Origin of the sequence: Paenarthrobacter sp. OM7, assembly GCF_029873575.1 — a bacterium.
Classification (GTDB): Bacteria; Actinomycetota; Actinomycetes; order Actinomycetales; family Micrococcaceae; genus Arthrobacter.
Genome location: NZ_CP123579.1, coordinates 474219 through 500363 on the forward strand (window position 1 = coordinate 474219; position 26145 = coordinate 500363).

Annotated in this window: 20 protein-coding genes, 4 tRNA genes and 1 riboswitch; of the genes, 12 read left to right on the forward strand and 12 right to left on the reverse strand. The window is 63.5% G+C overall.

Annotated elements, in window-relative coordinates:
- Positions 1 to 77: 77 nt before the first annotated feature.
- The gene (locus tag QEH68_RS02340; RefSeq protein WP_207596001.1) at positions 78 to 884 is read left to right on the forward strand and encodes an IclR family transcriptional regulator; all 807 of its coding nucleotides are present in this window, start codon (positions 78 to 80) and stop codon (positions 882 to 884) included.
- Here QEH68_RS02340 and QEH68_RS02345 read toward each other — a convergent pair.
- Entirely contained in the window at positions 881 to 1318 is a 438-nt protein-coding gene (locus tag QEH68_RS02345) for an SRPBCC domain-containing protein (protein ID WP_207596002.1), read from the reverse strand. The two genes, QEH68_RS02340 and QEH68_RS02345, sit on opposite strands and share 4 nt — an antisense overlap.
- A gap of 160 nt (positions 1319 to 1478) precedes the next feature.
- Here QEH68_RS02345 and QEH68_RS02350 point away from each other — a divergent pair, with 160 nt between their 5' ends.
- The 3 genes from QEH68_RS02350 (at position 1479) to QEH68_RS02360 (ending at position 5256) form a co-directional block, all read left to right on the forward strand.
- The gene (locus QEH68_RS02350) at positions 1479 to 3206 is read left to right on the forward strand and encodes a urocanate hydratase (RefSeq protein WP_280626260.1); all 1728 of its coding nucleotides are present in this window, start codon (positions 1479 to 1481) and stop codon (positions 3204 to 3206) included.
- A gap of 9 nt (positions 3207 to 3215) precedes the next feature.
- The gene (gene hutH, locus QEH68_RS02355; protein WP_280626262.1) at positions 3216 to 4808 is read left to right on the forward strand and encodes a histidine ammonia-lyase; all 1593 of its coding nucleotides are present in this window, start codon (positions 3216 to 3218) and stop codon (positions 4806 to 4808) included.
- A 199-nt stretch (positions 4809 to 5007) separates the two neighbouring features.
- Entirely contained in the window at positions 5008 to 5256 is a 249-nt protein-coding gene (locus tag QEH68_RS02360; protein WP_207596005.1) for a hypothetical protein, read from the forward strand.
- Between the two features lie 98 nt (positions 5257 to 5354).
- Here the strand turns inward: QEH68_RS02360 and QEH68_RS02365 are convergent, their stop codons facing one another.
- From QEH68_RS02365 to QEH68_RS02390, 6 genes are all read right to left on the reverse strand, one after another.
- Positions 5355 to 5576, reverse strand: a complete 222-nt coding sequence (locus tag QEH68_RS02365) for a hypothetical protein (protein ID WP_089593406.1) — start codon at positions 5574 to 5576, stop codon at positions 5355 to 5357.
- 102 nt (positions 5577 to 5678) lie between these two features.
- The gene (locus QEH68_RS02370; protein WP_280626265.1) at positions 5679 to 10616 is read right to left on the reverse strand and encodes an NAD-glutamate dehydrogenase; all 4938 of its coding nucleotides are present in this window, start codon (positions 10614 to 10616) and stop codon (positions 5679 to 5681) included.
- Between the two features lie 165 nt (positions 10617 to 10781).
- A tRNA-Cys gene (locus QEH68_RS02375) sits at positions 10782 to 10852 on the reverse strand.
- An 84-nt stretch (positions 10853 to 10936) separates the two neighbouring features.
- A complete protein-coding gene (locus tag QEH68_RS02380) occupies positions 10937 to 11425 on the reverse strand; it encodes a hypothetical protein (RefSeq protein ID WP_242703496.1) in 489 nt (162 codons plus the stop codon).
- 56 nt (positions 11426 to 11481) lie between these two features.
- Entirely contained in the window at positions 11482 to 12432 is a 951-nt protein-coding gene (gene hutG / locus QEH68_RS02385; protein ID WP_280626267.1) for a formimidoylglutamase, read from the reverse strand.
- An 87-nt stretch (positions 12433 to 12519) separates the two neighbouring features.
- Positions 12520 to 13962, reverse strand: coding sequence for an NCS2 family permease (locus tag QEH68_RS02390; RefSeq protein WP_207596008.1), 1443 nt, complete (start codon positions 13960 to 13962; stop codon positions 12520 to 12522).
- 114 nt (positions 13963 to 14076) lie between these two features.
- On the opposite strand from QEH68_RS02390, the gene QEH68_RS02395 reads away from it, so the two are divergent.
- Both QEH68_RS02395 and QEH68_RS02400 read left to right on the forward strand, forming a co-directional pair.
- Positions 14077 to 14739 (forward strand): copper resistance CopC family protein, encoded by a 663-nt coding sequence (locus QEH68_RS02395; RefSeq protein ID WP_207596009.1) that lies wholly within the window; start codon positions 14077 to 14079, stop codon positions 14737 to 14739.
- A 150-nt stretch (positions 14740 to 14889) separates the two neighbouring features.
- Positions 14890 to 15082, forward strand: a riboswitch (cyclic di-AMP (ydaO/yuaA leader).
- A 3-nt stretch (positions 15083 to 15085) separates the two neighbouring features.
- The gene (locus QEH68_RS02400) at positions 15086 to 15874 is read left to right on the forward strand and encodes an NlpC/P60 family protein (protein WP_207596010.1); all 789 of its coding nucleotides are present in this window, start codon (positions 15086 to 15088) and stop codon (positions 15872 to 15874) included.
- A 109-nt stretch (positions 15875 to 15983) separates the two neighbouring features.
- Here QEH68_RS02400 and QEH68_RS02405 read toward each other — a convergent pair whose 3' ends face one another.
- Complete coding sequence (locus QEH68_RS02405) at positions 15984 to 16676, reverse strand: FAD-dependent monooxygenase (RefSeq protein WP_242703497.1); 693 nt, start codon at positions 16674 to 16676, stop codon at positions 15984 to 15986.
- Between the two features lie 415 nt (positions 16677 to 17091).
- Here QEH68_RS02405 and QEH68_RS02410 point away from each other — a divergent pair, with 415 nt between their 5' ends.
- Complete coding sequence (locus QEH68_RS02410; protein WP_207596012.1) at positions 17092 to 18129, forward strand: universal stress protein; 1038 nt, start codon at positions 17092 to 17094, stop codon at positions 18127 to 18129.
- Positions 18130 to 18149: 20 nt separating this feature from the next.
- Complete coding sequence (locus QEH68_RS02415; protein ID WP_280626274.1) at positions 18150 to 20903, forward strand: PEP/pyruvate-binding domain-containing protein; 2754 nt, start codon at positions 18150 to 18152, stop codon at positions 20901 to 20903.
- Here the strand turns inward: QEH68_RS02415 and QEH68_RS02420 are convergent.
- Both QEH68_RS02420 and QEH68_RS02425 read right to left on the reverse strand, forming a co-directional pair.
- Positions 20900 to 21820, reverse strand: a complete 921-nt coding sequence (locus QEH68_RS02420; RefSeq protein ID WP_207596014.1) for a cation diffusion facilitator family transporter — start codon at positions 21818 to 21820, stop codon at positions 20900 to 20902. The two genes, QEH68_RS02415 and QEH68_RS02420, sit on opposite strands and share 4 nt — an antisense overlap.
- Positions 21821 to 21830: 10 nt before the next feature.
- Entirely contained in the window at positions 21831 to 22331 is a 501-nt protein-coding gene (locus QEH68_RS02425) for a metallopeptidase family protein (RefSeq protein ID WP_207596015.1), read from the reverse strand.
- Positions 22332 to 22423: 92 nt separating this feature from the next.
- Here QEH68_RS02425 and QEH68_RS02430 point away from each other — a divergent pair, with 92 nt between their 5' ends.
- Positions 22424 to 23347, forward strand: a complete 924-nt coding sequence (locus QEH68_RS02430; protein ID WP_207596016.1) for a carbohydrate kinase — start codon at positions 22424 to 22426, stop codon at positions 23345 to 23347.
- Here QEH68_RS02430 and QEH68_RS02435 read toward each other — a convergent pair.
- On the reverse strand, positions 23344 to 24297 hold the full coding sequence (locus QEH68_RS02435; RefSeq protein WP_280626279.1) for a DMT family transporter: 954 nt from the start codon (positions 24295 to 24297) through the stop codon (positions 23344 to 23346). The genes QEH68_RS02430 and QEH68_RS02435 overlap by 4 nt on opposite strands.
- A 447-nt stretch (positions 24298 to 24744) precedes the next feature.
- Between QEH68_RS02435 and QEH68_RS02440 the strand changes: the two genes are divergently transcribed.
- The 3 genes from QEH68_RS02440 to QEH68_RS02450 all read left to right on the forward strand — a co-directional run bounded on the left by QEH68_RS02440 (position 24745) and on the right by QEH68_RS02450 (position 25097).
- A tRNA-Glu gene (locus QEH68_RS02440) sits at positions 24745 to 24817 on the forward strand.
- An 84-nt stretch (positions 24818 to 24901) separates the two neighbouring features.
- Positions 24902 to 24975: transfer RNA gene (locus QEH68_RS02445), tRNA-Asp, on the forward strand.
- 46 nt (positions 24976 to 25021) lie between these two features.
- Positions 25022 to 25097: transfer RNA gene (locus tag QEH68_RS02450), tRNA-Phe, on the forward strand.
- Between the two features lie 217 nt (positions 25098 to 25314).
- Here QEH68_RS02450 and QEH68_RS02455 read toward each other — a convergent pair.
- The gene (locus tag QEH68_RS02455) at positions 25315 to 26040 is read right to left on the reverse strand and encodes a PKD domain-containing protein (protein WP_280626281.1); all 726 of its coding nucleotides are present in this window, start codon (positions 26038 to 26040) and stop codon (positions 25315 to 25317) included.
- Positions 26041 to 26145: the final 105 nt, after the last annotated feature.

Sequence of the window (26145 nt, forward strand, 5' to 3'; positions counted from 1 at the left end):
CCAGGGTGCACGCTTGAGTACGGGATACCGGACAGTCGCATGTTCCGCTGGTCCCGAACCCTGAGCAGTGAGGAACCATGACAACGTCGCCAGTGGCACCAGGCAAGGCCACTTCCAAAGTCCCTGCCGCCGAGAATACCCTGCGGATCCTGAAGCTGCTGGCCTCGCGACGAGGCCCGATGGCGGCGTCAAACATCGCCACGGCACTGGGCTTGCCACGATCCAGTGTCTACCACCTGTTGGGTGTGATGGAGGCCAACGGCTTCGTCCTGCACCTCCACGAAGAGCAGCGATACGGGCTCGGCATCAGCGCCTTCGAACTCAGCTCGGCATACTCACGCCAGGAGCCTTTGTCCCGGCTTGGCCGGCCCATGCTCGCGTCACTGGTTGATGTGATCGGCGAAAGCGCGCACCTCGCGGTGCTTCATGGCCGCGACGTCCTCTACATCGTGGAGGAACGCGCCAAGAACCGCCCCAGCCTGGTGACCGACGTCGGGGTCCGCCTGCCCAGCCACCTCACCGCGTCAGGCCGCGCCATCCTGGCCGCACTGCCAAAGTCGCAGGTCCGCGCGCTGTATCCAAACGCCGCGGCCTTCACTTCGCGGCACGAGGTGGAGTTCCCCATCATGAAATACTCCGCGTTGTCGTCTCACCTCGATCAAGTGCGGCAGCGTGGCTACGCCACGGAAAACGGCGAGATTACGCCGGGATTCGGCTCCATCGCCGCCGCAGTGACGGACCACGTGGGCTGGCCGACGGCGGCAGTCGCCGTTACCTTCTTGGAGGACAAAGTGCCGGCTGAGCAATGGCCGGTGTTGGCTTCACGTATCCGGAAGGCGGCAGACGAACTGTCGGTCCGGATCCACGGCCGCCCTGCGGGCTAGCCCGGCCCCATGGCATCGCGCTCGACGAGTTTTCGGAAAGTATCCAGTTCACCCTGGAAGCTGCCGCGGTAGGACCCCAAAGCGAACAGCCGCCCGAAGATTCCGGCGATAAATCCCCGGGTGACGAACACCTGGTTGATGCGCGTACCGTGGCCCTCGGCAGTGAACGTTACATCTGACTCGCCCTTCAGGATGGCATTGCCGAAACGGGTGCGGATGTGCCAAGGCCGCTCAACCTCAAGGATTTCGGTGGGGCTGGCCATCCGCCCGAACCACAGGGTGTAGCGGCTGCCGGGCACATCGATCGAACCAACCAGATCGCCCGCCCGGGTGACTCCGCCAATCCACTCAGGGTACCGGTCAAGATCCGTCCACGTCGCGAAAACGCGTTCGGGTGGTGCTGCGACAAGGGTCGAAACGCGGAACGTTGCCATGGGTCCAGCATGCGCTCATTGCCGCTGGAATGCGAGGGGGTTAACGGTCTGTAATCCCGGACAGCACCCCTTCAAAAGCCGTTCCCGCCGCTTGATAAAGGGGCTTTAGTAGAAGCAGAAGATCTTTCCAGCACACACTTTCCAAGACGAAGGAGCCACCATGGCACCCGCCGATTTCACTACAGGAGCCCGCCCGGTCAAGGCTGCCCGGGGTACGGAGCTGACTGCCAAGTCCTGGCAGACGGAAGCGCCGCTGCGCATGTTGATGAACAATCTGGATCCTGAGGTCGCTGAGCGTCCTGATGATTTGGTGGTTTACGGTGGCACGGGCCGTGCGGCGCGTTCCTGGGCTGCGTTTGATGCGATTACCCGGACGCTGGAGACCATGGAGAAGGACGAGACGCTGCTGGTGCAGTCGGGGAAGCCGGTGGGTGTTTTCCGTACGAATGAGTGGGCGCCGCGGGTGTTGTTGGCGAACTCGAATTTGGTGGGGGATTGGGCGACGTGGCCTGAGTTCCGTCGGCTCGAGGCTGAGGGTTTGATGATGTATGGGCAGATGACTGCTGGGTCATGGATTTACATCGGCACCCAGGGCATCCTGCAGGGCACGTACGAAACGTTCGCTGCTGTCGGAAATAAGCTCGCCGCGGAGGGCCGCCACCCGGCACCGGCGGCTGAAGGTTCCACGGAGGGGCCGCTCGCCGGTACCTTGACCCTGACTGGTGGTTGTGGTGGCATGGGCGGGGCGCAGCCGTTGGCGGTGACGCTCAATGATGGTGCGTGCTTGATTGTTGATGTGGACGAGTCCCGCCTGCGTCGGCGTGTGGGTAAGCGGTACCTGGACGAGGTCGAAACCGATTTGGATGCTGCGATCGCCAAAGTCCAGGCCGCAAAGGACGAGCGCCGCGGCTGGTCCGTCGGTTACGTGGGCAACGCCGCGGAAGTCTTCCCCGAATTGCTGCGCCGCCACAAGGCCGGCGAAGTCACGTTCGATGTGGTCACGGACCAGACCTCCGCTCATGACCCGTTGTCCTACCTGCCGGAGGGCATCACGGTGGCCGAGTGGCACACCGAGGCTGAGGCCGATCCGGAGGGGTTCACCAAGAAGGCCCAGGCGTCGATGGCCCGCCAGGTCCAGGCGATGGTGGAGTTCCAGGACGCCGGAGCTGAGGTCTTTGATTACGGCAACTCGATCCGTGACGAGGCCCGCAAGGGTGGGTATGACCGTGCGTTCGAATTCCCTGGCTTCGTCCCGGCATACATCCGTCCGTTGTTCTGCGAGGGTCTGGGCCCGTTCCGCTGGGTCGCGCTCTCGGGCGATCCGGAAGACATTGCGGTGACGGACAAGGCCATCAAGGAGTTGTTCCCGGAGAACAAGCACCTCCACAAGTGGATTGACGCTGCGGCCGACCGGGTTGAATTCGAAGGCCTGCCGGCCCGTATTTGCTGGCTCGGGTACGGTGAACGCCATAAGGCTGGTCTGCTCTTCAACCAGCTCGTCGCCGAGGGCAAGGTCAAGGCTCCGATCGTGATCGGCCGTGACCACCTGGATTCGGGTTCCGTGGCGTCCCCTTACCGGGAGACCGAGTCGATGAAGGATGGCTCGGACGCGGTTGCTGACTGGCCGTTGCTGAACGCGCTGACTGCTGCATCCTCGGGCGCTACGTGGGTGTCCATTCACCACGGTGGTGGTGTTGGTATTGGCCGGTCCATCCACACTGGCCAGGTTTCCGTCGCTGACGGCACGGAACTGGCAGCCCAGAAACTGGAACGGCTCCTGACCAACGATCCCGGTATGGGCGTCATCCGCCACGTCGACGCCGGCTACGACCGCGCCATCGACGTCGCCAACGAACGCGGCGTCCGCATCCCCATGAACGAGAAGTAGGCAGCAACAGTGACTATTACTACCCACGAACCATTGACCGTCACCCTCGGCTCCAGCGGCGTCACGCCCGAAGACGTGGTCGCCGTCGCACGCCACGACGCCAAGGTGACCATTTCCCAGGATGCCCTGGACAACGTCGCCAAGGTCCGTGCGCACATTGACGATCTCGCTACCAGCGATGTCCCGGCGTACGGGATTTCGACGGGCTTTGGTGCCCTTGCCAACCGCCACATCCCCAACGACCTCCGCACCCAGCTGCAGAAGTCACTCATCCGCAGCCACGCCGCCGGCATGGGTCCGGCCGTGGAACGCGAAGTGGTCCGTGGCATCATGTTCCTCCGCGCCAAGACCCTCGCCTCCGGCCGCACAGGCGTCCGCCCTGTGGTTCTCCAGACCATGGTGGACGTCCTCAACGCCGGCATCACCCCGCTTGTCCGCGAGTTCGGTTCGCTGGGCTGCTCCGGCGACCTCGCCCCGCTGTCCCACTGCGCGCTGGTCCTCATGGGAGAAGGCGAAGCAACGGGCCCCGACGGCGAACTCTACGGAACCGCTGGCAAGCCGCCTGTTGCTGAGCTGCTCGCGCAGCACGGCATCGAGCCGGTCACCCTCGCTGAGAAGGAGGGCCTGGCCCTCGTCAACGGCACCGAAGGCATGCTCGGCATGCTCCTGATGGCAATCGCCGACATCCGTTTGTTGCTCGCGACGGCGGACGTCACCGCAGCGCTGAGCGTCGAGGCGCTGCTGGGCACCGACCAGGTGTTCCTGCCGGAGCTCCACGCCGCACTGAGGCCGCACCCCGGCCAGGCAGCCAGCGCGGACAACATGCTCCGTGTGCTGTCCAACTCGCCAATCGTTGCTTCGCACCGGATCAACGACACCAAGGTGCAGGATGCTTACTCACTGCGATGTGCCCCTCAGGTTGCGGGCGCAGTGCGCGACACCGTGGACCACGCCGCACTTGTGGCTTCCCGCGAACTCGCCGCTGCGATCGACAACCCGGTGGTCCTCCCGGACGGCCGCGTTACGTCCAATGGAAACTTCCACGGCGCTCCCGTGGCCTATGTCCTGGACTTCCTGGCCATTGCCGTGGCGGACCTCAGCTCCATCGCCGAGCGACGCACGGACCGCATGCTGGACCCTGCCCGCTCGCACGGACTGCCGGCCTTCCTCGCTGGAGATCCCGGAGTTGACTCCGGCCTGATGATCGCCCAGTACACGCAGGCTGGCCTGGTCTCGGACAACAAGCGCCTGGCTGTGCCCGCATCGGTGGACTCCATCCCGAGTTCGGCCATGCAGGAAGACCACGTGTCCATGGGCTGGCACGCTGCCCGGAAGCTGCGCAAGGCCGTGGAGAACCTTCGGCGCGTGCTCGCCGTCGAGCTTGTCACCAGCGCCCGCGCCATTGACATGCGGACGCAAATGTCCGACGGCGAACTCACCCCGGGTCCTGCCGGCACGGCAGTGCTTGAGGTGCTTCGCGAAGTAGTCCAGGGGCCGGGCACAGACCGGTTCCTGTCGCCGGAACTGGAAGCGGCTGACCGTTTGGTTGGTTCCGGGGCGATCCGTGCGGCCGCCGAATCCGCCGTCGGGATTTTGGCCTGACGCCGAATAAAACGCTCATCTGATGGGCATCTTTGTCACGCCCCGGTCTTTGTTCGCAACGCAAGCGCCGGGGCGTGGCAAATGTAGTAGAACTTATGGTGTACGTCACGTCCACAACAACGGTGTTGTGGGCTTGACGGTCAACTGTTCACACAACTCAATACACAACAGAGAACATCCACAAAGGGGTAGAAGTTCAATGAAGGCACGCGGAGCAGTCCTGTCCAGGCGAAACGCTCACTCGGCTACGGTTTCCGATTGGAAGACGCTGAAGGTTGGCGAGAGGGTGGAAGTGGTCAAGTACGCCCACGTGATCGCCGCAGGTCTGATCGAGGAAATTTCCAGCAGCGGAAACGTGGTGTGGCTTGAGCATTCGGGCCCCGGCGTTACCGAAGAGGGCAAGGAACTGTTCATGAAATCCGACGGCGTGACTCTCCGACGGGCATAGCTTAAACAGAAACCGGGGCTCGTTCCCTTCGGCGGGTAGTAGATGCGGAAAGGAACGGGCCCCGGTTTTTGCGTCGCTGCCGGGAATACGTTGGGGTATCAGGCGGCGAGTACTTCGCGGGTCTGGCCGAAGGGAACGGATTCGTCCAGAGCCACGGTGTAGGTGCCGGGCTCGTGGCGCGTCACCAGAATTCCGCAGGCAGCGTCTGCTGCTGCGTTTTCGATCAAGGCATCCACGGCGCGGTCGAGTCCGTCGTGGATCTCGTCTGCCTTCGAAAAGGACAGGCGAATTTCGCGTTCTGCAGTCATTGCAGGGGTCATTGGGGGGCCTCCTATTACGTGCCGCATGCGAGGGCGACCCATCAATCATAGGCGGTGAGCTCCAAGATATGTAAGATGACTGGCAGTCAGGTGACGTGGGTCTCATGTCCGAACCATGGCACGGAGGAGTTTGACAGCTACTGAAAGAGCAGCGATATCTACCGGACCTGGCTTGATGGCCTCCCGGATGGTCTCTTGGACCCGCGCCAATTGCTCGATGTTTCCGTGCTCCCAATCCACGATCCGTTCCACAGGATCGGCCGCCACCCTGGACCGCGGAGTATGCCGGACCACCGCTTTGGTCATGTCGGCGAGGACCAGGTACATGTCATCCCTGAGCGCAGCCCGGGCCAGGGACTCCCAATGGGTGTCCCGCGGAAGCATGGTGATGTGTTCCAGCAGCGGGATGGCGGAAATCCGTTCGAAGACGGCGAAGTAGACCTCCGCCACGGCGTCCGCCGGCTCCTGGAGTTCCTCTGCGATGGCCGAGATGTCCAGCAGCCCGTAACTGACCAGCAGCTCAGATGCGCGGATTCCCAAACTGTGGGGCAGGCCGACGGCATCGGTATGGGCGAGCCGCTTCTGGGAGTGTGCCAAATTGATGCCGTGCAGGAAACCAGTGAAGTTGGCCCGCATGAGGGACATCGGTTGCTCCAGCCGGGCCAAAGCATCGGACAGGGGCTTATCGCGGAAGTCATGGGTAACGTACCAGCGCACCGACCGGTCCAGCAGGCGTCGCATGTCCAAAGCCACTGCGGCACCGTGCTCGCTGGGCGTAGTTGCCGGCAGTTGGGCGATTGCCTGGGTAACGGAGTCCAGATCCCAGACCTTCCGCATCACCACGAACCCGCGTGCCACGGCGGCTGCTGACACCGTGGTTTCTTCCATGGCCCTGAAAGCGAAGGCGATTCCGCCCATGTTGATCATGTCGTTGGCTACCACGGTGGCAACGATGTGCCGGCGGAGCGGATGCGTTGATAGATGTTCGCCGAACCGCTCCGCGACCTGCCTGGGGAAGTACTCGCGCAGTGTTTGCGAGAACCACGGATCATCAGCGAGTCCGCCTTCCGTGAGCTCCCGGGCGAGCTCGATCTTGGCATAAGCGGCCAGCACCGCGAGCTCGGGAGTGGTCAGGCCCTTGCCCGTGAGGACCCGCGCCTGCAGTTCACCGTTACTGGGGAGGGACTCCAGTTCCCTGTCCAGATCCGTTACGGATTCCAACCAGTCCATGGTCCTTTCGAAGCTGGGGCTCCATTCCACGGCCAGTTGCTTGTCATTGAGGAGCAGGACGTTCTGGTCATCGTTGGTTTTGAGCACCAGCCGGCCTACTTCCGCCTGCAATGACTGCAGGAACGCTGTCCGTTCCGATGCGGTCATCCTGCCTGCCGAAATCATGCGGTCCAGGAAGATCTTGATGTTCACCTCGTGGTCCGAGCAATCCACGCCCGCCGAATTGTCGATCGCATCGGTGTTCACCAGGATGCCCGCCAGCGCAGCCTCGATCCTGCCGCGTTGCGTGACGCCCAGGTTGCCGCCTTCAGCGATGATGTGGGTGCGGAGCCGGTTGGCATCGACGCGGATGGCGTCGTTTGCTTTATCCCCGACGTCGGCGTGGGACTCCGTGGACGCCTTGACGTAGGTGCCAATGCCGCCGTTGTACACAAGGTCCACCGGCGCCATGAGGATCGCCCTGAGAAGTTCGGGCGGGCTCATTGCCAACTGACCCGTAGCCTCTGCACCTTCAGCCAGACCGAGCGCGAGCCTGACCTCCTCGGTGATCATGATGGTTTTGTCCGTCCGCGCGAAAACACCGCCTCCCGGGCTCAGCTTGGCGGGATCGTAGTCGGCCCAGCTGGATCGGGGGAGCCTGAAGAGCCGCTCCCGCTCCGCGTAGGACTCAGCAGGGTCCGGCGTGGGATCCAGGAAGATGTGCCGATGGTCGAAGGCGGCGACCAATTTGATGTGGTTGGACAGGAGCATGCCGTTGCCGAAAACGTCACCGCTCATGTCGCCGATGCCCACTACAGTGAAGTCTTGGGCCCTGGAATCGATCATGAGCTCACTGAAGTGGTGCCGGACGGACACCCATGCACCCCGGGCGGTGATGCCCATCTGCTTGTGGTCGTAGCCCACCGAACCGCCCGATGCGAAAGCGTCCCCGAGCCAGAAACCGTACTCCGCCGCAACGGCATTGGCGATGTCAGAGAAGGCAGCCGTCCCCTTGTCTGCCGCTACCACCAGGTAGTAGTCGTCGCCGTCGTGCCGCACCACCCGCGGTGGCGTGACGACGCGACCGTTGCTGCCGCCGTCGGGATCCGGTACCAGGTTGTCCGTGACGTCCAGCAGCCCGCGGATGAACGTCCGGTAGCTTTCCTGGCCCTCCGTGAGCCAGGCAGCGCGGTCCTCCGCCGGGTCGGGGAGTCGCTTGGGAAAGAAGCCACCTTTGGCCCCGGTAGGAACAATCACGGCATTCTTGACCGTTTGCGCCTTTACCAACCCCAGGATTTCGGTTCGGAAATCTTCGCGCCTGTCCGACCATCGGAGGCCACCGCGGGCGATCGGACCGAAACGCAAATGGACCCCTTCAACCCGTGGTGAGTAAACCCAAATCTCGAACTGTGGCCGCGGCGGTGGGGCCACCCGGAGGCCGGAGGGATCGAGTTTGATGCTGATGTACGGCTTGTCCTGGTAGAAATTGGTGCGCAAGGTCGCTTCCACCAAGCTGGCGAGCGTCCGGAGGAGACGGTCGGCGTCAAGGACCGGGATGGCGTCGATGGCTTCGGCCAGGGCAGCCCTGGCGGTATGGATTGCCTGCGTCCGGTGACTTAGCCCGCTGGTGCCCTCCTCGAAAACGTCGCCGTGGGACGCGACACCGGAACGGTTGTTGAGCTCAGGATCAAACAGGTCCGGTGCGTAACGGTCCGGGTTGAACTTCGCTTCGAAGAGTTCCAGCAGCGCATGTGTTGCCCGGGGGTTGGACCAGAGCGTGTCTGCAATGAAGCCGTATGAGTTGGTGCTTCCCAACTGCCGTAAGTACTTGGCGTAAGCGCGCAAAATGGATACTTTCCGCCAGCCGATGCACTCTTGGATGACCAATGCATCGAAGGCGTCGGACTCCGCGTCGCCCCGCATGGCGGCGCAGAACGCGCCCGCCAGCAATCCGCCCGTCGCCAGGGGATCCACGCCACGCGGGTACTTGAGCCCGAGGTCGTACAGGAAGAACTGCCTGCCGTCTCCACGCTGCATGTCGAAAGGCCTCTGGTCCAGGACTTTCAAGCCGAGATTGTGGAAGAACGGGAGGATCTGGGTGAGGCTCCTGGGGCGGGTCAGATACAGCCGGATCCGGGCGTCCTCGGTCAGCACGGCGGTGCCGGGCCGTGTATAAACGGTAAGCAGGGGATCGGGCTCCACGTCGTCGGCGGCCGGGAAGCTCTCGAACGCCGAGATGTCCTCAACAGCGTCCTCCACCTCAAAGTCGGCCTTGTAACTTGCCGGGAACGCGGCGGCCCACTCACGGGAGAGCCGCGCCGCCTCTTCCGAGGGATAGCGCGCCTGCAGTGCCTCAGCCAGGCCCTGTGCCCAGGTCCTGGTAGCGGCGATGATCCGAGGCTCCAGGATTGCGGCATCCACGACGCCGGGCGTCCCGCCGGGAGTCGAAGCCGCCTGCGGCAACAGCAACCGGAAGAACACCCGGGCCATGGCGGACTCGCCCAAACGAAGCTCAAATTCGATGGCGTCCGAACCGAAGGCTTCCCGAAGTTCACGTTCAATGCTGAGCCGCACGGCCGTGCTGTACCGGTGGCGCGGCAGGAACACGAGCGCTGTCATGAACCGCCCATAGGAGTCCGGCCGGAGGAAAAGCCTGGTGCTGTGACGCTCCTGGAGGCGCAGGATCTCGCGGGCATGGTCGGCCAGTTGCCCGGAGTCGATGTGGAACAGCTCATCACGGGGATACCCCTCGATCACAGCCAGAAGTTCCTTGCCGTGATGCGAGCCGGGCGGATAGCCGAACGCCCGGATCACTTCCTTTACCGTGTCACGGATGACGGGAATCTGCAGGGCTGAATGTGACGTGGAACTGGGGGAGAAGAGCCCCACAAAGCTGTGCCTGGCGGTGCTTTGCCCGCCAGTACCCAGTTCGGTTGTCCGGGCTGTTTGCACGGTAATTTCGTCCAGGTAGGCGCGGCGCAGGACCGTGGAGCGTTGGGTGGACTTGGTGAGGGTGAGCAGCCGGGGTTTCCCGGAGGGAAAACCTCCGGGTGGCTCTTCCCGGTCCATATAGTCCATTTGGTCCATGTGGTCCGCCCGATCCCGCAGCACGCCCAGCCCCCGGCGCCCGCGATATCCGAGGAACACGAAGTTCCCTTCACCCAGCCATTGCAGCAGCTCACGGGCCTCCATGGCCTCCCGGGCTTCAGCACCCGGGCCTCCCACCTCATCCAAGGCCTCCACCTCGCGGGCCAGTTCCTCATGGATTGCAGCATGGTCCTGGGCGGCCGCCCGCACGTCGAGCAGGACCCTCCGAAGCCGGCCCACCAAGCGGTCGGCAGCCGCATCGTCCGGGAGCCGGGGGATTTCGATTGCCATCCACGCTTCGGGGAGCGGTCCGCCGTCGTGCCCATCATGTGGGGTGGCCAGCTGCGGACTGATGACGGCAGCTGAATTTTCGACGCCGGTGGGCAGCCCGATACGTTGCGGCGCGCTGTGGATGGTGGTCAGGCGGTGGGTGGCTGGGTCCCGGGTGACGGTGAAGGTTGGGTGGACGAGGAGCCGGATGGATGCGGTGTCCCTGGCGATTTCGGCGGTGACTGATGGGAGCAGATAGGGCATGTCATCGCTGACTATCGAGACCACGCTGGCGTCGGGCTCATGCAGGACCCCGATCACGGCCTGCCCGGGCTCACGCCGCTCAGCCAAAGACCGATGGTAGCGGGCCCGTTCCAGCAGCGTTTCGGGGGTGTAGCTGCGGACATCGTCCTCTGCCACGTGCTGGTAGTAGTCGGTCAGGAATCCGTCCGCCGGCTCAGTGCTGGGTGACATGGTGCTGCGCCTCCGCTGCGCAAAGGAGCGGCCGTGTTGTTGCGGTCGGCAAAGTCCCTGCGCCTCACCTCATGCTCCCGCGAGGTGGCATTTGATGGCAATGTTGGAGCGAACATTGCCCTCAAATGCGACGCAGGGAGGGGCCCCGGTCTCGGGGCCACTCAGACGTGGTGGCGGGATTCGAACCCGCGTGCGCTGCTTTGCAGGCAGCTCCCTGGCCTCTCGGGTACACCACGTGCCAACGACACTAGGCGCCTGGCGGCGGCCGGATCAAAGTTCATGTCGCAGGCTTTCGCAGCACTACGCAGGTAGTCGCCGGGCTACTCAACGTTGCGCAAGGTTGCTGCCCGTTGAGCTGTGGACGCCTTGGCGCGACTCACTGCGAACGACACTCCCGCAGCCACCAGCAGCGTGAGGATCGCAGCTGCCATGTGGGTGTAGAGGAGGAGGTGTCTGTCGCCGCCACCGGACGCGGCCCCGGTTGGCACATCCCCGGTTGGCACATCCCCCAAGACCGGGCCGCCGTGCAAGTGGTCCAGTAATCCGCTGCCGGGAAAGTACCCTCCGAAAGCCTCGAAACCGAAGTGCAGCAGCTGCTGTGCCAAGCCGGAAAGGAGGAGCAGCAGCAGCGGTCCGTGCACCCAACGGGAAATAAGTTGGGCGGCGAGCGCACACAAAGCGGCGAATGCCAGGAGGACGGGTAGGGCAGGAGCGCTGCCGCCCGCCACCATGTGCGCTGCGAGTCCCAGAGCCACAGCTATCGGCCCTGCCACCCAAGCCCACTTGTCCTGCACAGGAGTTCCGCGCATCGCCATCCTTCCCTCCCCACAGAGTAGGCGGAGGAAGGCGGCTGGAAAAGGGAACGCTAGGCGAGCAGGGCGTTCACCAGTCGCGCGGCCACTTTCGCGGTGCGGTGATCGATATCAAACTCCGGGTTCAGCTCCGCTATGTCCAGGTGCAGGAGCTTCCCGCTCGCAGCAACCTGCCGGCAGACCGCGTTGATCACTGGCAAAGGCACGCCATAGGCTGCGGGTGCGCTGACCCCGGGCGCCACGGATGCAGGCATCACGTCCAGGTCGATGGTCAGGTACAGCACGTCCACGCCGGCCAGGAAATCGGCAACAAAAATCTCTACTGCCTCCGGCGTGCACAGCTCATCGAGCAGGTACTTCACTCCCAGGCGATCGGCGGTGTCGAAGAGGGTGCGCGTGTTGTTCGGCTCCGAAATTCCGACGACGGCGTACTGCAGTTCGCGGCCGGCGGCGGCTTCTGCGTGGGCCATCTGCAGGAACGGCGTACCCGAGCTCGGTGTGGGTTCGTCGCGAAGGTCAAAGTGGGCATCCAGGTTCAGGACACCAAGCCGTTTGCCGCGGACCGTGTCCGAACCGGCCACGCCAAGATAACTGGCGAACGCGGTTTCGTGGCCGCCGCCCAGCACCACGGTGAGGTTTCCGGCGTCGAGCAGTTCCGTAATGGCGCGTCCGGCGCGCTCTTGGCCGGCTTCCAGTGAGTCCTCCTCCACCACCACGTCACCGGCGTCGAACACGTCCCGGTCAAGATGGAACGCCAGCGGACCCAGCGCCGTGCGGATGGCAGCGGGAGCCGCAGCAGCACCGACCCGGCCCTGGTTGCGGCGCACTCCGGCATCGCTGCAAAAACCAAGCACGACGGCGGGACGCGAGGCAGTTGCGGGCGCGGGCGACGTCAGGGGTGCTACTGCCTGCCACCAGCGGCGGTGTTCAGTGCCGTCTCCGTCAAAGCGGCCCGTCCACGGCCCAGGGTTGACGTCTACGGCGAGGGTGATGCTGGTTTCCATGCTTCAAGCACACCCGAACGGGCACACGAAAACCAGCTGTCCCAGCAGGCGGGTGTCTGAAACTCCGGACTTAGGTCCGCAGGAGACTTACTTGACGCCCAGCAGCTCCTCCACGGTTCCAATGCCGAAGAACAGCAGGAACGCAGCGGCCACGGCCCACATGAGCGGGTGGACTTCGCGGGCGCGGCCCTGGAAGGTGCGGATCAGGACGTAGGAGATGAAGCCGGCACCGAGGCCGTTGGCGATCGAGTACGTGAACGGCATGAGGGAGATGGTCAGGAACGCAGGGATGCCGACACCCCAGTCCTGCCAATCGATCTTGCCCACCTGGGAGACCATCATGAAGCCCACAACCACCAGTGCCGGGGCCACGGCTTCGAAGGGTACAAGGTTGATGAGGGGCGTGAAGAACATCGCCACCAGGAACAGCACGCCCGTGACGATCGAGGCGAGGCCGGTGCGGGCACCTTCGCCGATGCCGGCGCCGGACTCAACAAAGATCTGGTTGGACGAAACGGACGCGCCACCACCCACGATCGCGCCGAGGGCGTCCACCTGCAGGACACGGTCGACGTTGGGGATGTTGCCGTCTTTGTCCACGGTTCCGGCCTCGTTGGCCAGTCCCACCATGGTGCCCATGGCGTCGAAGAAGATGCTGAGGAGGATCACAAACGCCAACAGTGCTGCAGCGATGAAACCGAGGTGCTGGAACGCGCCGAACGGGTTGGCCTTGCCGATGAGGGACAGGTCCGGGGCGCCCCACTCCGAGAGGGTGGGAGCCACGAGGGACCAGCCGCGCGGGTTGACGTTCTTGCCGTCGAAGCTGGGGCCGATGTGGAGGGTGAACTCGAGGATGGCTGCCAGTGCCGTGGAGACCACGATGCCGATGAGGATGGCGCCGCGGACCTTGCGGACCACCAGGGCGATGGTGAGGATGAGGCCCACTGCGAACACCAAGGTAGGCCAGCCCATGAGCTTGCCATCCACGCCCAGGCCCAAGGGAACCGTGGTGCCGGCGGCGTCGGGAATCCGGCGCACAAAGCCTGCGTTGACCAGGCCGATCAGTGCAATGAAGAGGCCGATGCCCACCACGATCGCCGTTTTCAGCGCTTCCGGCACGGCTTTGAACACGGCAGTACGGAAACCGGTCAGCACCAGGATGAGCATGGTGATGCCGGAGAGGACCACGAGGCCCATCATGTCCGGCCAGGTGAGTTCCGGGTGCGAGGCGACCGTGACGGCAACGAAGGCGTTGACGCCCAGCCCGGTTGCAACGGCGAACGGGTGCTTGGCCCACGCGCCCATGAGGATGGTCAGGATGCCCGCCACGAAGGCCGTCGTGGCTGCGACGGCTGTGAAGCCGAGGGATGCCCCACTGGAATCCGCCCCGGAGAGAATCAGCGGGTTCAACACCACGATGTAGCTCATGGCGAAGAACGTTGCGAAGCCGCCACGAATTTCCCGCGAGTACGTGGATCCACGTTCAGTAATTTTGAAGTAGCGGTCTACTGCAGAACCTTGCTTAAGCATGAAAGACTCCGGGGATCGGGGGGAGTGTGCCCTCAAATCCTATGCGGTCCGGTGCAGGCGCTCCGGACGATTCGCCTAGTCTGTAAGGAAGCCAACACTAGGAGAAACCGCCCCATGCGTACCATCCGCCCGCTTCTGGCCGCCGTCGTCGCTGCTCTTGCCTTCGCGTCCGCCCTGCTGTTTACTGCGGCGCCGGCGTCTGCCCACGACGTCGCTGAATCCACGACGCCGGCCAGTGGCACCAGCGTCACGGACGTCCCGGCGTCGGTTTCCATCACGTTCAACAACCGGCCGCTCGCCATCGGTTCGGGCGTCACGGTCACTGCGGGCGGCGAAAACTGGGCCGACGGCCCGGTGGAAATCATCGATAACCAGGCGGTCCAGAAGCTGCGCGAAGGCGCTCCGGCAGGCGAATACACGGTGGTCTGGCGCGTCGTCAGCAGCGATTCGCACCCCATCGAGGGCACCTTTACCTTCACGGCCACCGCAGGAAGCACGACGACGGCCAGCGGCCCGGCGGCAGCCTCTCCGTCCGCATCGGCTCCGTCCGCTTCGACACCTTCGGCGGCGGTGCCGACGGCGGGAACCGCGGCCCCGGGCACTGCGGCGTCGGGAACCGGCAACAGTGAGCCCGCGGCCGACGCCTCCCAGCCCTTCCCATGGAGCATCGTGGGCCTGGCGGTTGTTGCTGTTGGTCTCGTTATTTTTCTGGCTGTTACTGCCCGCAGGAAACTGGCTGCTTCGAACGACCCTGAGGGCCCTTCTCCCGCGGAATAACGGGGTTTTCTACGTAGCTGCGAAGATCTCGAAACGGTTACTGCGACACGCCAGAAGCGTACTTCTCGTTACTTAAATGTGACTTCCGCGTGATCATCGCGTACGGTGGTACCTGTGCCTGTTCCACGTAGCGGGCACTTCCGGTCTGATTGCCTAGCTCTGCCGCAGTCCGGAATCCGTTCGCAGACAAACCTTACGGCAGAGACGGGGAACCCATTTTGGGCCGCTTTCGAGCGTGCCTTGGGGTGAAGTCACGATGCTTCCGCTGAACAGCGGGAGATAGTGGCCGGGTGACTCCCATCCGAATCCGACAGCTAACCTCGCAGGCATCGGGAGAGGCTCTTTCATGTCTTCACGCATTCTTCGCGGCCGTCGTAAGGCGGACAGCGTACGTCCTAATCCGTTCATCTCCATCTCCAAGGCAGTTGCCAGCAACGCTTCCGGCGCTGGCCGCCAGGCAGCTGTTATCGCAGCAGCCTCGGGCCTTGTGTTGACCGGCTCCATTGCAGCTCACGCTGCTGAAGCTCCGGTTCAGCGGGATTCCAGCCCGGCCACGGTCGCTGAGACCGTTTCGGCCGACGCTCCCACCCAGGTTGTTACCGCCCTGGCTACGGCTACGGTCAACTTCGAGCGCCCCGCTGTTGCTTCCGTTGCAGCTCCGGTTATCGAAAAGCCTGCACCGGTTGCTCCGGCTCCTGTCGCCAAGAAGGCAGCAGTCACCACTGCCGCCGCCAAGGCTCCTGTTGCCAAGGCTGCTGCAGCCGCTCCGGCCGCTGCTGCTCCCGCTCCTGCGGCTGCTGCTGCTCCGGCTGTTGGTGGCGTCAATGCCGCCATGGTTGCCTCGGCTTACGCCCAGATCGGCATCATGCAGGACTGCACCGCCATGGTGGAGCGCGCACTCGGCTCCGCAGGCATCCCCGTTGGCGACCTCGGTCCCATGCAGTTCATGAACTACGGCAAGGTTGTCAGCTCACCCCAGCCCGGTGACATGATCGTCCAGTCCGGCCACGTCGCCATCTACATCGGCAACGGCCAGGCCATCAGCGGTGGCATCAACGGCAACCAGACGGGTATCCACCCGATCAGCTGGTTGACCGCAACGGGTCCCCTGACCTACGTACGCGCTGGCGCATAAGCCTCACGCTTCAGTTCAAAGGCCGGTGTCTTCGAAGAGTTCATCTTCGAGGGCACCGGCCTTTGGCGTTAAGTTATGTGCGGAATAGTTCGCAGCCAGGTTTGATCTGCTAAGCGGTGGCGATGCCCGGCCCTGCAGGGAGGGCCACCTTGGACGATATCGCCTGGCCTACAGCCTTTGCCTGCCGAAGTACTTCCTTCGGTGTGGGCGTAATGAGCTCGCCGACTCCTACAAGGTGCATCCCGACGGCCCGCATTGCGGCTACCAGGTTTTGGCCGATCGCTATGCCGAGTTCCGCCAGCATTCGGCGCAATTGGCTCTGTGCGCAGCGCGTGACCACAATATGGTCGGCCAGAAGAACACCGTTGGCAGTGTGGACGGCCCACTGGCGGCGGGTGGACTCGAGGGGGCCGGAGGCGTGGAGCCCCGTCCTGAGCCCGGCAGTGGTCATGCTGGCGGCCAGTCCATAGCCGATCTGTTGGGAAGGGTCGGAGCCAAGGAAATCGAGGCGGACAGCCCGTGTGGTGCTGCGGACATCCAGGTGATGGCTTGCGGCGTAGTTCCGCAGGTGGCGGAGGATCTCGTTGCGCTCCTGCATGGCTGCGGGATCGGCTGCATCGCAGCGTTGGAGCATTCCGGTGTGGACTGACGGACCCGTTGCGGACAACGTGCCGAACCCGTCCACCACAATGGAGCCCACGCCGTAGCGGCTGAGCTCACTGGCAACTGCCAAGCCGGACAAGCCGGCTCCGATGACCACGGTGGTGGTGCGTTCCGTGGCGGAATCAGGCGTGAGTGACACTGCTTGGTTCCTCCTTGACGTGTGTGCCATTAGGCATCGCATGGGGTCGCGTCCGAGTTCCCCAAGCGGCCGCAATAAATGGCCGGAGTGTGCTGTGGAACACGGTTGCCGGCCATTCGGTGACTCGAACACTACCGAACTTTTTCTGCCATGGATAGCCTCCTGGGTCCGCGTGTTCGCGTTGTTCATCCCCAGCGCAAAATGCGCACCCTGGAACCGAGCCCGGACCGTTATACACATAGCCCAAAGTCACCTTGATTCGGCGTTGCCGACCGAGAATAGTTGGCATTGGGAGAAGGAATTTCCAGGTTTCTTCTGCCCGGGCCATTGACATTGACGCGAGAAGGGAATCCGAGCCGGAGAACCTCTGGCAGAATGGCCGGAACATCAAGCAGCAGGTGGAGAGGCGGGCCCCATGGACCAGCACAGCAGGCACAATGAAGAGCCACAGGACGGCCAGGACCACGCAGTGGCGCCAGGAGGCATTGTCGTTGGAGTTGACGGTTCAGAGCACGGGCAGTGTGCATTGGTGTGGGCGGCACGTGAAGCCGAACGCCGTCAGCTGCCCTTGCACATCGTGACGGCCTACTCCGTACCTATCTTTGCCGCATCAGGCCTGGACGGCGGTTATGCAACTGTGGATGATTCGGTGATCCGCGAGGGGGCGGACGCGATCGTGAAACAGGCTATGGACAAGATCTCCGGGTACGCCATCGAGGTTGACGCTTCAGTGGAGAACGGCGACGCTGCCGGTGTCCTCCTTGATCTCTCGGCAGATGCCGCACTCCTCGTTTTTGGCAGCCGGGGCCGCGGGGGCTTCGTTGGACGCCTTTTGGGATCTGTCAGCAGCGCATTGCCTGCCCACGCCAAATGCCCCACCGTCACGGTCCCGCTGTACTGCGCCGACCGTCTCGGCGAAAACACGGAAGACAAGCACATCAAAGCCGAGCACGCCAAGGCTGGCCCCCGCGCGGTGGAAAACGTAGTCGCAGTGGGCGTCGACGGCTCCGAGCAAGCCCGGGTGGCAGTGCTCGAAGCGGCCGAGCAAGCGCAGCGCATGGGAGCCAAGCTCCGAGTCATCTGCGCTGTTCCGCAGTACAGCGGTTCCCTGGCTTGGGTGCCGGCTCCGTTGGACCGCGATGCCCTCTTTGCGGATATCAGGGTGCAGCTTGACGCCGGTGTTGCGTGGCTCAGGAGCCATTTCCCGCAGCTTCCCATTGAGACGGACCTCCGGGACGGCTCACCGGTGGACGTGCTGGTGGAAATCAGCCGCAGCGTCGAACTGGTGGTTCTGGGAACACGCGGCCGCGGCGGGTTCGCGGGCATGCTGCTCGGTTCCACCTCGGACGGCGTCCTCCACCATGCCAAGGGTCCTGTGCTGGTTGTTCCGGATCGTGAAGATCCCCGGCTGGCCGACCGTCACAAGTTTGGGCCAATGCTCGGCGCAGCTTAGGCCGCGGGAACCACTGCGCCATGGATGTCCAACAGCCCAGCGGGGAATTTATTCTGGACATCGCCGGCATCAGTGGGGCCATGCTTCCGGAGGTGGGAGGAAAGGCAGCCAACCTGGGCGAGCTTGCCCGTGCCGGACTGCCCGTACCACCCGGATTCTGCCTGACCACCGATGCCTACCGGCATGCCCTTTCGGCCATTGGCCTGGACGAGGTCCTTGCGGCACTGAAGGAGGCGGACGCTTCCCAGTTGGACCAGTTGGACCAGTTGGATCAGCTGAACGGGCTTGCCGCCCGCGCGCGGTCCTTGGTGCTCGACGCCGGCATTCCCTCCCGTATCGCCGAAGCGGTGCAGTCCGCCTACCAGCAGCTGGGGGAGGACGTTCCGGTTGCCGTCAGGTCCTCAGCTACCGCGGAGGACCTGGCTTTCGCGAGTTTCGCCGGTCAGCAGGACACCTTCCTGAACGTGGTGGGCGCTGACTCTGTCCTGGAGGCTGTGAGCCGCTGTTGGGCGTCGCTGTGGACAGACCGTGCCGTGACTTACAGGACCGTCAACGGGATCGATCACGCATCGGTCACCTTGGCTGTAGTCGTGCAGGAGATGGTGGACTCAGCTGTCGCCGGAGTCATGTTCACTGCCAACCCGGTGACGGGAAACCGGCACGAGACAGTGATTGACGCCAGCCCGGGCTTGGGAGAGGCTGTCGTTTCCGGAGCCGTGAATCCGGATCAATACGTGGTGGATGTTCGTCGCGGTGCCATAGTGAAAAGGACCGTAGGGGACAGGAAAGTGGAGATCACGGCGATCCCTGGCGGTGGCACGGAACGCATTGAACGCAGCGCCGGGTCCTCACCGGACCAACCCGGCGATGTATACCCTCAGCCCTGCCTCAGTGATCACCAGGTGTTGGAACTCGTGGACTTGGGACGCGAGGTCCAATCGCACTACGGAGCCCCGCAGGACACCGAGTGGGCCATGGACCATGAGGGAAAATTGTGGCTCACCCAAGCACGGCCCGTCACTACCCTGTACCCGCAAACCACGCGCGTCCCTCCCGTTCCGGGCGAGCACGCCTTCCTGAACTTCAGCCTCGCCCAGGGCCTCACCCGACCATTGACCCCCATGGGTTTGGCCGCGATCCGGCTCATCGCTTCCTCCGTCGCCAGGACCGCGGCATTCGATGTTCCGGATCCCCGGTCCGGCCCGTCGCCGTACTACGAGGCGGGGCAGCGCATCTTCTTCGACCTCACAGCGGTGGTGCGGAGCAGGGTCGGCCGGGCGATCGTGCCCCGGGTTTTCGACCTCATGGAGGCCCGCTCGGCCGTTCTGATACGTGGCCTCTTTGACGATCCACGTTTCACAGTGACCACCAGGACTCCTTTGAAACTGATTCGCCACGTTGCTCCGGTTGCGGCCAAGTACCGGGTTCCTGAGTCGCTGTTCCGTGGCCTGTTCCGCCCGGCCTCGGCACTGAAACGCGTGGAGAAACTCCGCTCCGATCTGCGCAGCACCTTGGCCGTCCCGCAGCAAGCAACAGCCCATCAGCGGATCGGCCACGTCCAGCGAATCCTCGGGGAAGAAGTTTTTGCCACCGTCCCACAGGTGCTGCCCCTTCCCGCGCTGGGCTTCGCCATGCTGGCGCTGACCAAGAAGCTCCTGGGGGATCAAGCTTCGTACAGCGAACTCCAAACGGTGATCCGTGGCCTTCCCAACAACGTCACTACCGAGATGGACCTGGCCCTGTGGCAGCTTGCGGCGCAGATGAGGAAAGACCCTGACGCCGTTGCCTCCATGACCGGTCGAACGGCGGACGAACTGACGGAACTGTATCGGGACGAAAAGCTCCCCGCCGTTGCCCAAGCAGGATTGAGCTCGTTCCTGGGCACCTTCGGGCACCGGGCCGTCGCCGAGATCGACCTGGGCATGCCGCGCTGGTCAGACGATCCCACCCACATTCTTGGCGTCGTCACCAACTATTTGAGGCTCGCGGACGGCTCAGAGACGCCGGACCAGCAGTTTACGCGGGCAGCCCGCGACGCCGATGAACAGGTAGCGCGTTTCGTAGCGCGGGCCAGGACAAAGAGCCCGTTGCACGCGGCGGTGGTTGGCATGGCGTTGGATCGCACACGGAGGTTCGCTGGACTGCGCGAGTTACCCAAGTACAACCTGGTCCTGGGTCTATCCGTTGCGCGGAAGCAGTTGCTTCTCATCGGCAATGAGCTTGCCGCAGCGCACCGGATCGAACGCCCCGAGGACATCTTTTTCCTGGACCTCGACGAAGCCGAGACCGCACTGGCCGGAGATAACCTGCAGGAATTGGTTGCTGAGCGACGCGCCGCCTATGGGCAGGAACTGCTGCGGAGGCGCATACCGAGGGTGCTGATGTCAGATGGCACCGAACCGGAAGCCGCACCCGGGATCAGCGGGCCCCAGCGCCCTGGCACTTTGTCCGGCAGTCCGGCGTCGACGGGACAGGTCACAGCTCCTGCGAGAGTCATCATGGACCCCGTTGGCGCGCACTTGGCTCCCGGAGAAATCCTCGTAGCACCGTCAACGGACCCCGGCTGGACGCCGTTGTTCCTCACGGCCGGAGGGTTGGTCATGGAGATGGGTGGGCCCAACTCCCACGGCGCGGTGGTGGCCCGTGAGTACGGCATCCCCGCCGTCGTGGGGGTTCCGGACGCCACATCGCGAATCAGCACGGGTCAACGCGTTACCGTGGACGGCGCCGCAGGGACGGTGGCGGTTGAGGGCGCGGGTGGTGGGACCAGCTAGGCGTGCTGGTGCGACTCGTGTTCCGAGTGGCTCACCGGCTCCAGCTGGAAGGTGCAATGCTCGGTGTCGAAGTGACGGCCGAGGCAGGACCCCAACTGGTCAAGGATGCTGTCCGCCCCACTGGCGTTGAGGACTTCGTCTTCCACCACAACGTGGGCTGAGAACACGGGGACGCCGGAAGTGATGGTCCAGATGTGGATGTCGTGGGCTTCCACCACACCATCCACAGCAATGATGTGCTCTCGGATCATGTTCACGTCGACGCCCTTCGGCGTGGCCTCCAAGAGGACGTCCACCACGTCGCGAAGCAGATGCCAGGCGCGGGGGATGATCATCACTGCGATCAACACCGATGCTATGGGGTCGGCAGCGCTGAAGCCTGTGGTCATGATGACGATGGCCGCCACAATGACCGCGATAGAGCCCAGAAGGTCACCGAGGACCTCAAGGTAGGCACCACGTACGTTGAGGCTTTCCTTCTGCGCGCCCTGCAGGATCAGGAGCGAGACAAGATTGGCCACGGCACCCAAAATGGCGGCCCACAGCATGACGTCCGTATGGATCTCCGGGGATTCCCCGAAGCGGCGGATGGCTTCGATCATGATCACCACCGCGATCACGATGAGGATCAATGCGTTCGCCAGGGCAGCCAGTACTTCAGCCCGCTGGTACCCGTACGTCCGCTGGTCACTGGCTGGACGGGTGGCAATCCAAGCCGCCATCAGCGCGATGAAGACGCCCGCGGCATCAGAGAGCATGTGGCCGGCATCAGCCAGCAAAGCCAAGGATCCAGACACGACGGCGCCAACCACCTGGATGCCCACCACGCCTAGGGTGATGGCCAGGACGGCGATGAGCCGCTTCCGGTGCTTGCCGGTTGCTGTGATTCCGTGTGAGTGGTTGTGGTCGTGCCCCATGTCTATAAGGCTAGCCCCAGCCGAGTTCGTGCAGACGGTCGTCGTCGATCCCGAAGTGGTGCGCGATCTCGTGGACCACCGTGATGGCGACTTCATCGATGACTTCTTCGCGCGTGCTGCAGATGTCCAGGATCGGCTGCCTGAAGATGGTGATCCGGTCCGGCAGTGAACCGGCTTCCCACCAGGAATCGCGTTCAGTCAAGGGGACGCCCTCGTAGAGTCCCAACAGCACAGTGTCCTGATCTTCGCCCGGTTGCGGCGTGTAGTCGTCTTCGATGAAGATGGCCACGTTGTCCATGGCACTGGCCGCTTTGGGTGGGATCAATTGGAGGGCGTCGCTGACGGCCTCTTCAAATTCTTCGGGAGACATCTCGAAAGGCGCGGCACTGTGGGCTTCGTCCGCGGCGGTGTGCTCAACAGGACTGTGCACCGCATTCCGTTCCCGGAGCGGCGATGAAGGGCGCTCGCCGTCCGGAACTATGGGCAAGCCGGGTGGAAGATTCGCGGGCATGATCTGACTTTAGTCCGCTCAGGCAGCATCGGCGCGGTGTGTGATGAGAGATACTAAAAGTCAATCCTCTTTTCGACAGACACAGGAACCGCATGACCGGCACCTCTTCCCTCGCGCCTGAACCCCTCGACGTCGTAGTTGTCGGTGAGGCGTTGATCGACATCGTGCAGTCTGCCGATGGGCAGGTGGAGTATCCCGGCGGCTCGCCGGCCAATGTCGCCTTCGGTCTGGGACGATTGGACGTCAAGACCGGACTGCTGACAGCGATTGGCCGCGATGCCCGGGGTGACGCCATCGCATCGCATCTGCACAGTGCGGGCGTGGTGCTGTTGCCCGGTTCCATGTCTGCGGGCAAGACCGCGACGGCGACAGCCCGGATAGCTGCGGACGGTTCAGCTGACTACACCTTCGACATTGACTGGGCCTTGGCGCCTCTTGCCCTCCCCTACGCTCCGAGGATCCTGCACACGGGATCCATCGCCACGTTCCTGGAGCCCGGCGCAAGCGTGGTGCGGAGCTTGCTGGAGCAGGCGCAGGGTGGGTGCATGGTGACGTACGACCCGAACATCCGCGCCGACCTCCTCGGAAGCCACCAGGAGGCCTTGGCGCTCTTCGAGGAAATAGTCCCGCTGACCGACGTCGTGAAGCTCAGCGGCACCGATGCCCGCTGGCTGTACCCGGGCAAGGCGCTTGAGGAGACTGCGAACCACCTGCTTTCACTGGGCACCGGGTTGGTTGTAGTGACACAGGGAGTCAAGGGCTCACTCATGGCTACGCGGCACATACAGCTCAACGTACCGGCCGTCCCGGCCACAGTGGCGGACACTATTGGCGCGGGCGATTCCTATATGGCAGCGCTGATCATGGGGCTGCTCCTGCGGGGAAGCGACGGACTGGCGCCCACCGTCATGGAGAGGATCGGCACCATTGCCTCCATGGCGGCCTCCATCGCCGTCGGCCGCCCTGGTGCCAATCCGCCCACACACCGCGAACTTTTGGTGGGAATGGCCCGCTAACGGAGCGGCTGGCGCGTCCGGCGCCGGGTCAGGCCCACGCCGATCAGGCACACCACGCCACCGATCAGCCCCCAGATGGTGGGGACTTCCTGTAGCACTGCCCACGAAATCACAATGGTGGTACCCGGGACCAGGTACGTGGTGGCGGCGAGCTTTCCGGCCGAGATGAGGGACAAAGCGTACGCCCAGGTGGTGAAAGCGATGGCCGTCGGAAAGATCCCCAAGTAGACCAGGCCGAGCGTTGCCGGGAGCGGCGCCGCCTGGACTTCGGAAATCAGCTGCCCGGTCCACGGTAGGCAGCAGATGGCACCCACCATGATGCCGAACCACGTTGCCTGCCCTGCGGTGAACTTACGGAGCACAGGCTTCTGGAGGATCGCGCTCACCGAGGCGAGCACAGCGGCAAGCAAGCACAACAGCACGCCGGCGACGTCCGCCGTCGAGCGCTGTCCGGAACCCAGCGCGATCATCGCAACGCCACAGAACGCCACCCCGCTGCCGATCAGCAGCCAGCGGGGAAAGCCCTCCTTGAGGAAGATCCCGGCAAGGATCGCGATCAGGATCGGGGAGACGTTGATCAGCATGGCGCTGGTGCCGGCATCGAGCATGTGTTCCGCCGCGTTCAGGGCAACGTTGTAACCACCGAACCACATCACTCCGTAGGCCACGATCGGCAACCACTCCCGGCCGGTCGGCCACACCTTCAGCGTCGGCAGCACCACGATTCCAAGCACGACGGCGGCAACTGCCAAACGTCCCAGCGTCAAGGATCCGGGGGAGAAGCTGGGGCCGACGGCGCGGATGCCCACGAACGCCGAAGCCCAAAGGATCACGGTGACGATCACGGCGGCGATGCCGAGCTTGCTCATGGCTGCTCCGGGCGCAGGGGTGGTGCGCTGGGGCAGGTCCGGGGAAGGCTGGCCGGGTTCGGCCGGGGAAGTGGTTGTCATAGAGCCAAATCTATCCGCCATGCTCCGGGCGCGGCTGGCGGTTTTCGGACGCGTCAGGGCAAGATCCTGCCAATGTTTGCGGACCACCTCCGGAGTGCGGGTGCGGTTGATGTGGTGCGCGTTGCCGAGGGGTGAGCTCTCGACTCTTTGGGTGCGTTGCCGAGGGGTGAGCTTTCGACTCTTTGGGTGCGTTGCCGAGGGGTGGGCTTTCGACTCTTTGGGTGCGTTGCCGAGGGGTGAGCTTTCGACTCTTTGGGTGCGCTTCTTAGAGGTGAGATCACGCCCCTCGACGGAACCCAAGCTGGTAGCCCTGGACGGCCAGCAGACCTCGATTTGGGAATATCGCCATCTATGCTCTAAAGTTTTAGAGTCCAGTTCGGACGAGCGAGACACGGAAAGAACGCGTAAAGCGTCGCTTTTCTTTTGCGAAATCCGAATTGAGTTCAGGCCCCCATCGTCTAGCGGCCTAGGACACCGCCCTTTCACGGCGGCGGCACGGGTTCGAATCCCGTTGGGGGTACGCAAGGAAGTGGTAAACCGGATGAAAAAAGTCTGGTAAGCTAGAAGCCTTGAAAAAAACGCGGTAGAGATACTGCAAACGCAAGGCCCTGTAGCGCAGTTGGTTAGCGCGCCGCCCTGTCACGGCGGAGGTCGCGGGTTCAAGTCCCGTCAGGGTCGCTCTGAGCGCCGAAGAAATTCGGTTCTCAAGGTGACATGTCACCTAGGCTCTGTAGCTCAGTTGGTAGAGCGTTCGACTGAAAATCGAAAGGTCACCGGATCGACGCCGGTCGGAGCCACCACTGGGAAGCATCAGTTCTTTGGAACTGGTGCTTTTCTTCTTTAACCCGATGAGCGAGTGCGTGTACCGCTGCCACCCACTTTGATTCGCCTTGATTCGTCGCAGAAGCCGACGCACCGTAATTCTCAGCGTGTCAAAGGTCATAGCCGCTCAAAGTAAGTCGAGACGGCACGAAGACTGCCTCTACCTCCGCTCACGCGCTTCGCGCACTCACCTTATTAGTCGGTGTTCGCGCCTGGGCAGCCCCAGGAGTTGGGGTTTTCCTGGCAGGTGTCGGCGACGAGTGCTCTTTCTGTTTTCCAGACGTGGATGGTTTTGGCTGGTGTGGTGATGTCGAGGGTTCCGTTGATGGGTAGGGGTGGGCCGTTGTTGACAGAGTACGTGCCGGTGAAGCTGGTGGTGAGGGTGGCCTGGTAGTTGCCGGTTTCGGTGTAGGTGTGGCTGGTGCGGGTCTCGCTGCTGAGCCAGTCGGTTTCGGGGATGGAGTAGCCGGCCACCGGGGTGGGTCCTAGTGTGCTGCCGTCGCCGAAGGTGTAGGTGTAGTTGGCCGGTCTTGCGGTCAGGTGGACTGCTTGGCCGAGGATGGTGACGTCGAAGCCTTGTTCTGCGGTGGTGGTGTAGAAGTTGGTGGGTCCGCCTTTAAGGGTGTGCGGGAACGGTTGGGCTTCGAGGGTCCCTGGGTTGACGGGTAGTTGTTGGAAGTCGGTCAGGATGCGGGCGGCGATGTCGGCCAGGACGTTCTCGGGCTGGGCGTCGTAGAGACAGGTGGGTCCGCTGACCGGGATCCAGTCTGTCCAGCCTGGGTTGGTAATGGCTTTGGGGGCTTCCTTCCAGATGACCGGCGTGCCTGTTTCGCTGTTGGATGCGGTGGCTGGACACTCGAGGGCATCGCAACCGGGGTCCTTGGTGTCGGGCCCATCGGCACGGCAATGAACATCGGCCATGTACTGATTTGGATCCTCCGCGGCAGTGGACGAGGTTGATGTGCCGCCGATACTGGGTGCTAACTGTCCGGTCGAAGGGTTGATTTTGAATCTGCTCGTTACGTC

Bases quoted from the DNA above. Each gene is read 5' to 3' on its own strand.
- QEH68_RS02400 (WP_207596010.1), top strand. From the start codon at position 15,086: ATGTCTTCACGCATTCTTCGCGGCCGTCGTAAGGCGGACAGCGTACGT.
- hutG (WP_280626267.1), bottom strand. From the start codon at position 12,432: ATGGAAACCAGCATCACCCTCGCCGTAGACGTCAACCCTGGGCCGTGG.
- QEH68_RS02370 (WP_280626265.1), bottom strand. From the start codon at position 10,616: ATGTCACCCAGCACTGAGCCGGCGGACGGATTCCTGACCGACTACTAC.
- QEH68_RS02345 (WP_207596002.1), bottom strand. From the start codon at position 1,318: ATGGCAACGTTCCGCGTTTCGACCCTTGTCGCAGCACCACCCGAACGC.
- QEH68_RS02350 (WP_280626260.1), top strand. From the start codon at position 1,479: ATGGCACCCGCCGATTTCACTACAGGAGCCCGCCCGGTCAAGGCTGCC.
- QEH68_RS02390 (WP_207596008.1), bottom strand. From the start codon at position 13,962: ATGCTTAAGCAAGGTTCTGCAGTAGACCGCTACTTCAAAATTACTGAA.
- QEH68_RS02380 (WP_242703496.1), bottom strand. From the start codon at position 11,425: ATGCGCGGAACTCCTGTGCAGGACAAGTGGGCTTGGGTGGCAGGGCCG.
- QEH68_RS02455 (WP_280626281.1), bottom strand. From the start codon at position 26,040: ATGGCCGATGTTCATTGCCGTGCCGATGGGCCCGACACCAAGGACCCC.
- QEH68_RS02430 (WP_207596016.1), top strand. From the start codon at position 22,424: ATGACCGGCACCTCTTCCCTCGCGCCTGAACCCCTCGACGTCGTAGTT.
- QEH68_RS02340 (WP_207596001.1), top strand. From the start codon at position 78: ATGACAACGTCGCCAGTGGCACCAGGCAAGGCCACTTCCAAAGTCCCT.
- QEH68_RS02395 (WP_207596009.1), top strand. From the start codon at position 14,077: ATGCGTACCATCCGCCCGCTTCTGGCCGCCGTCGTCGCTGCTCTTGCC.
- QEH68_RS02410 (WP_207596012.1), top strand. From the start codon at position 17,092: ATGGACCAGCACAGCAGGCACAATGAAGAGCCACAGGACGGCCAGGAC.
- QEH68_RS02415 (WP_280626274.1), top strand. From the start codon at position 18,150: ATGGATGTCCAACAGCCCAGCGGGGAATTTATTCTGGACATCGCCGGC.
- QEH68_RS02420 (WP_207596014.1), bottom strand. From the start codon at position 21,820: ATGGGGCACGACCACAACCACTCACACGGAATCACAGCAACCGGCAAG.
- QEH68_RS02360 (WP_207596005.1), top strand. From the start codon at position 5,008: ATGAAGGCACGCGGAGCAGTCCTGTCCAGGCGAAACGCTCACTCGGCT.
- QEH68_RS02425 (WP_207596015.1), bottom strand. From the start codon at position 22,331: ATGCCCGCGAATCTTCCACCCGGCTTGCCCATAGTTCCGGACGGCGAG.
- QEH68_RS02435 (WP_280626279.1), bottom strand. From the start codon at position 24,297: ATGACAACCACTTCCCCGGCCGAACCCGGCCAGCCTTCCCCGGACCTG.
- QEH68_RS02365 (WP_089593406.1), bottom strand. From the start codon at position 5,576: ATGACCCCTGCAATGACTGCAGAACGCGAAATTCGCCTGTCCTTTTCG.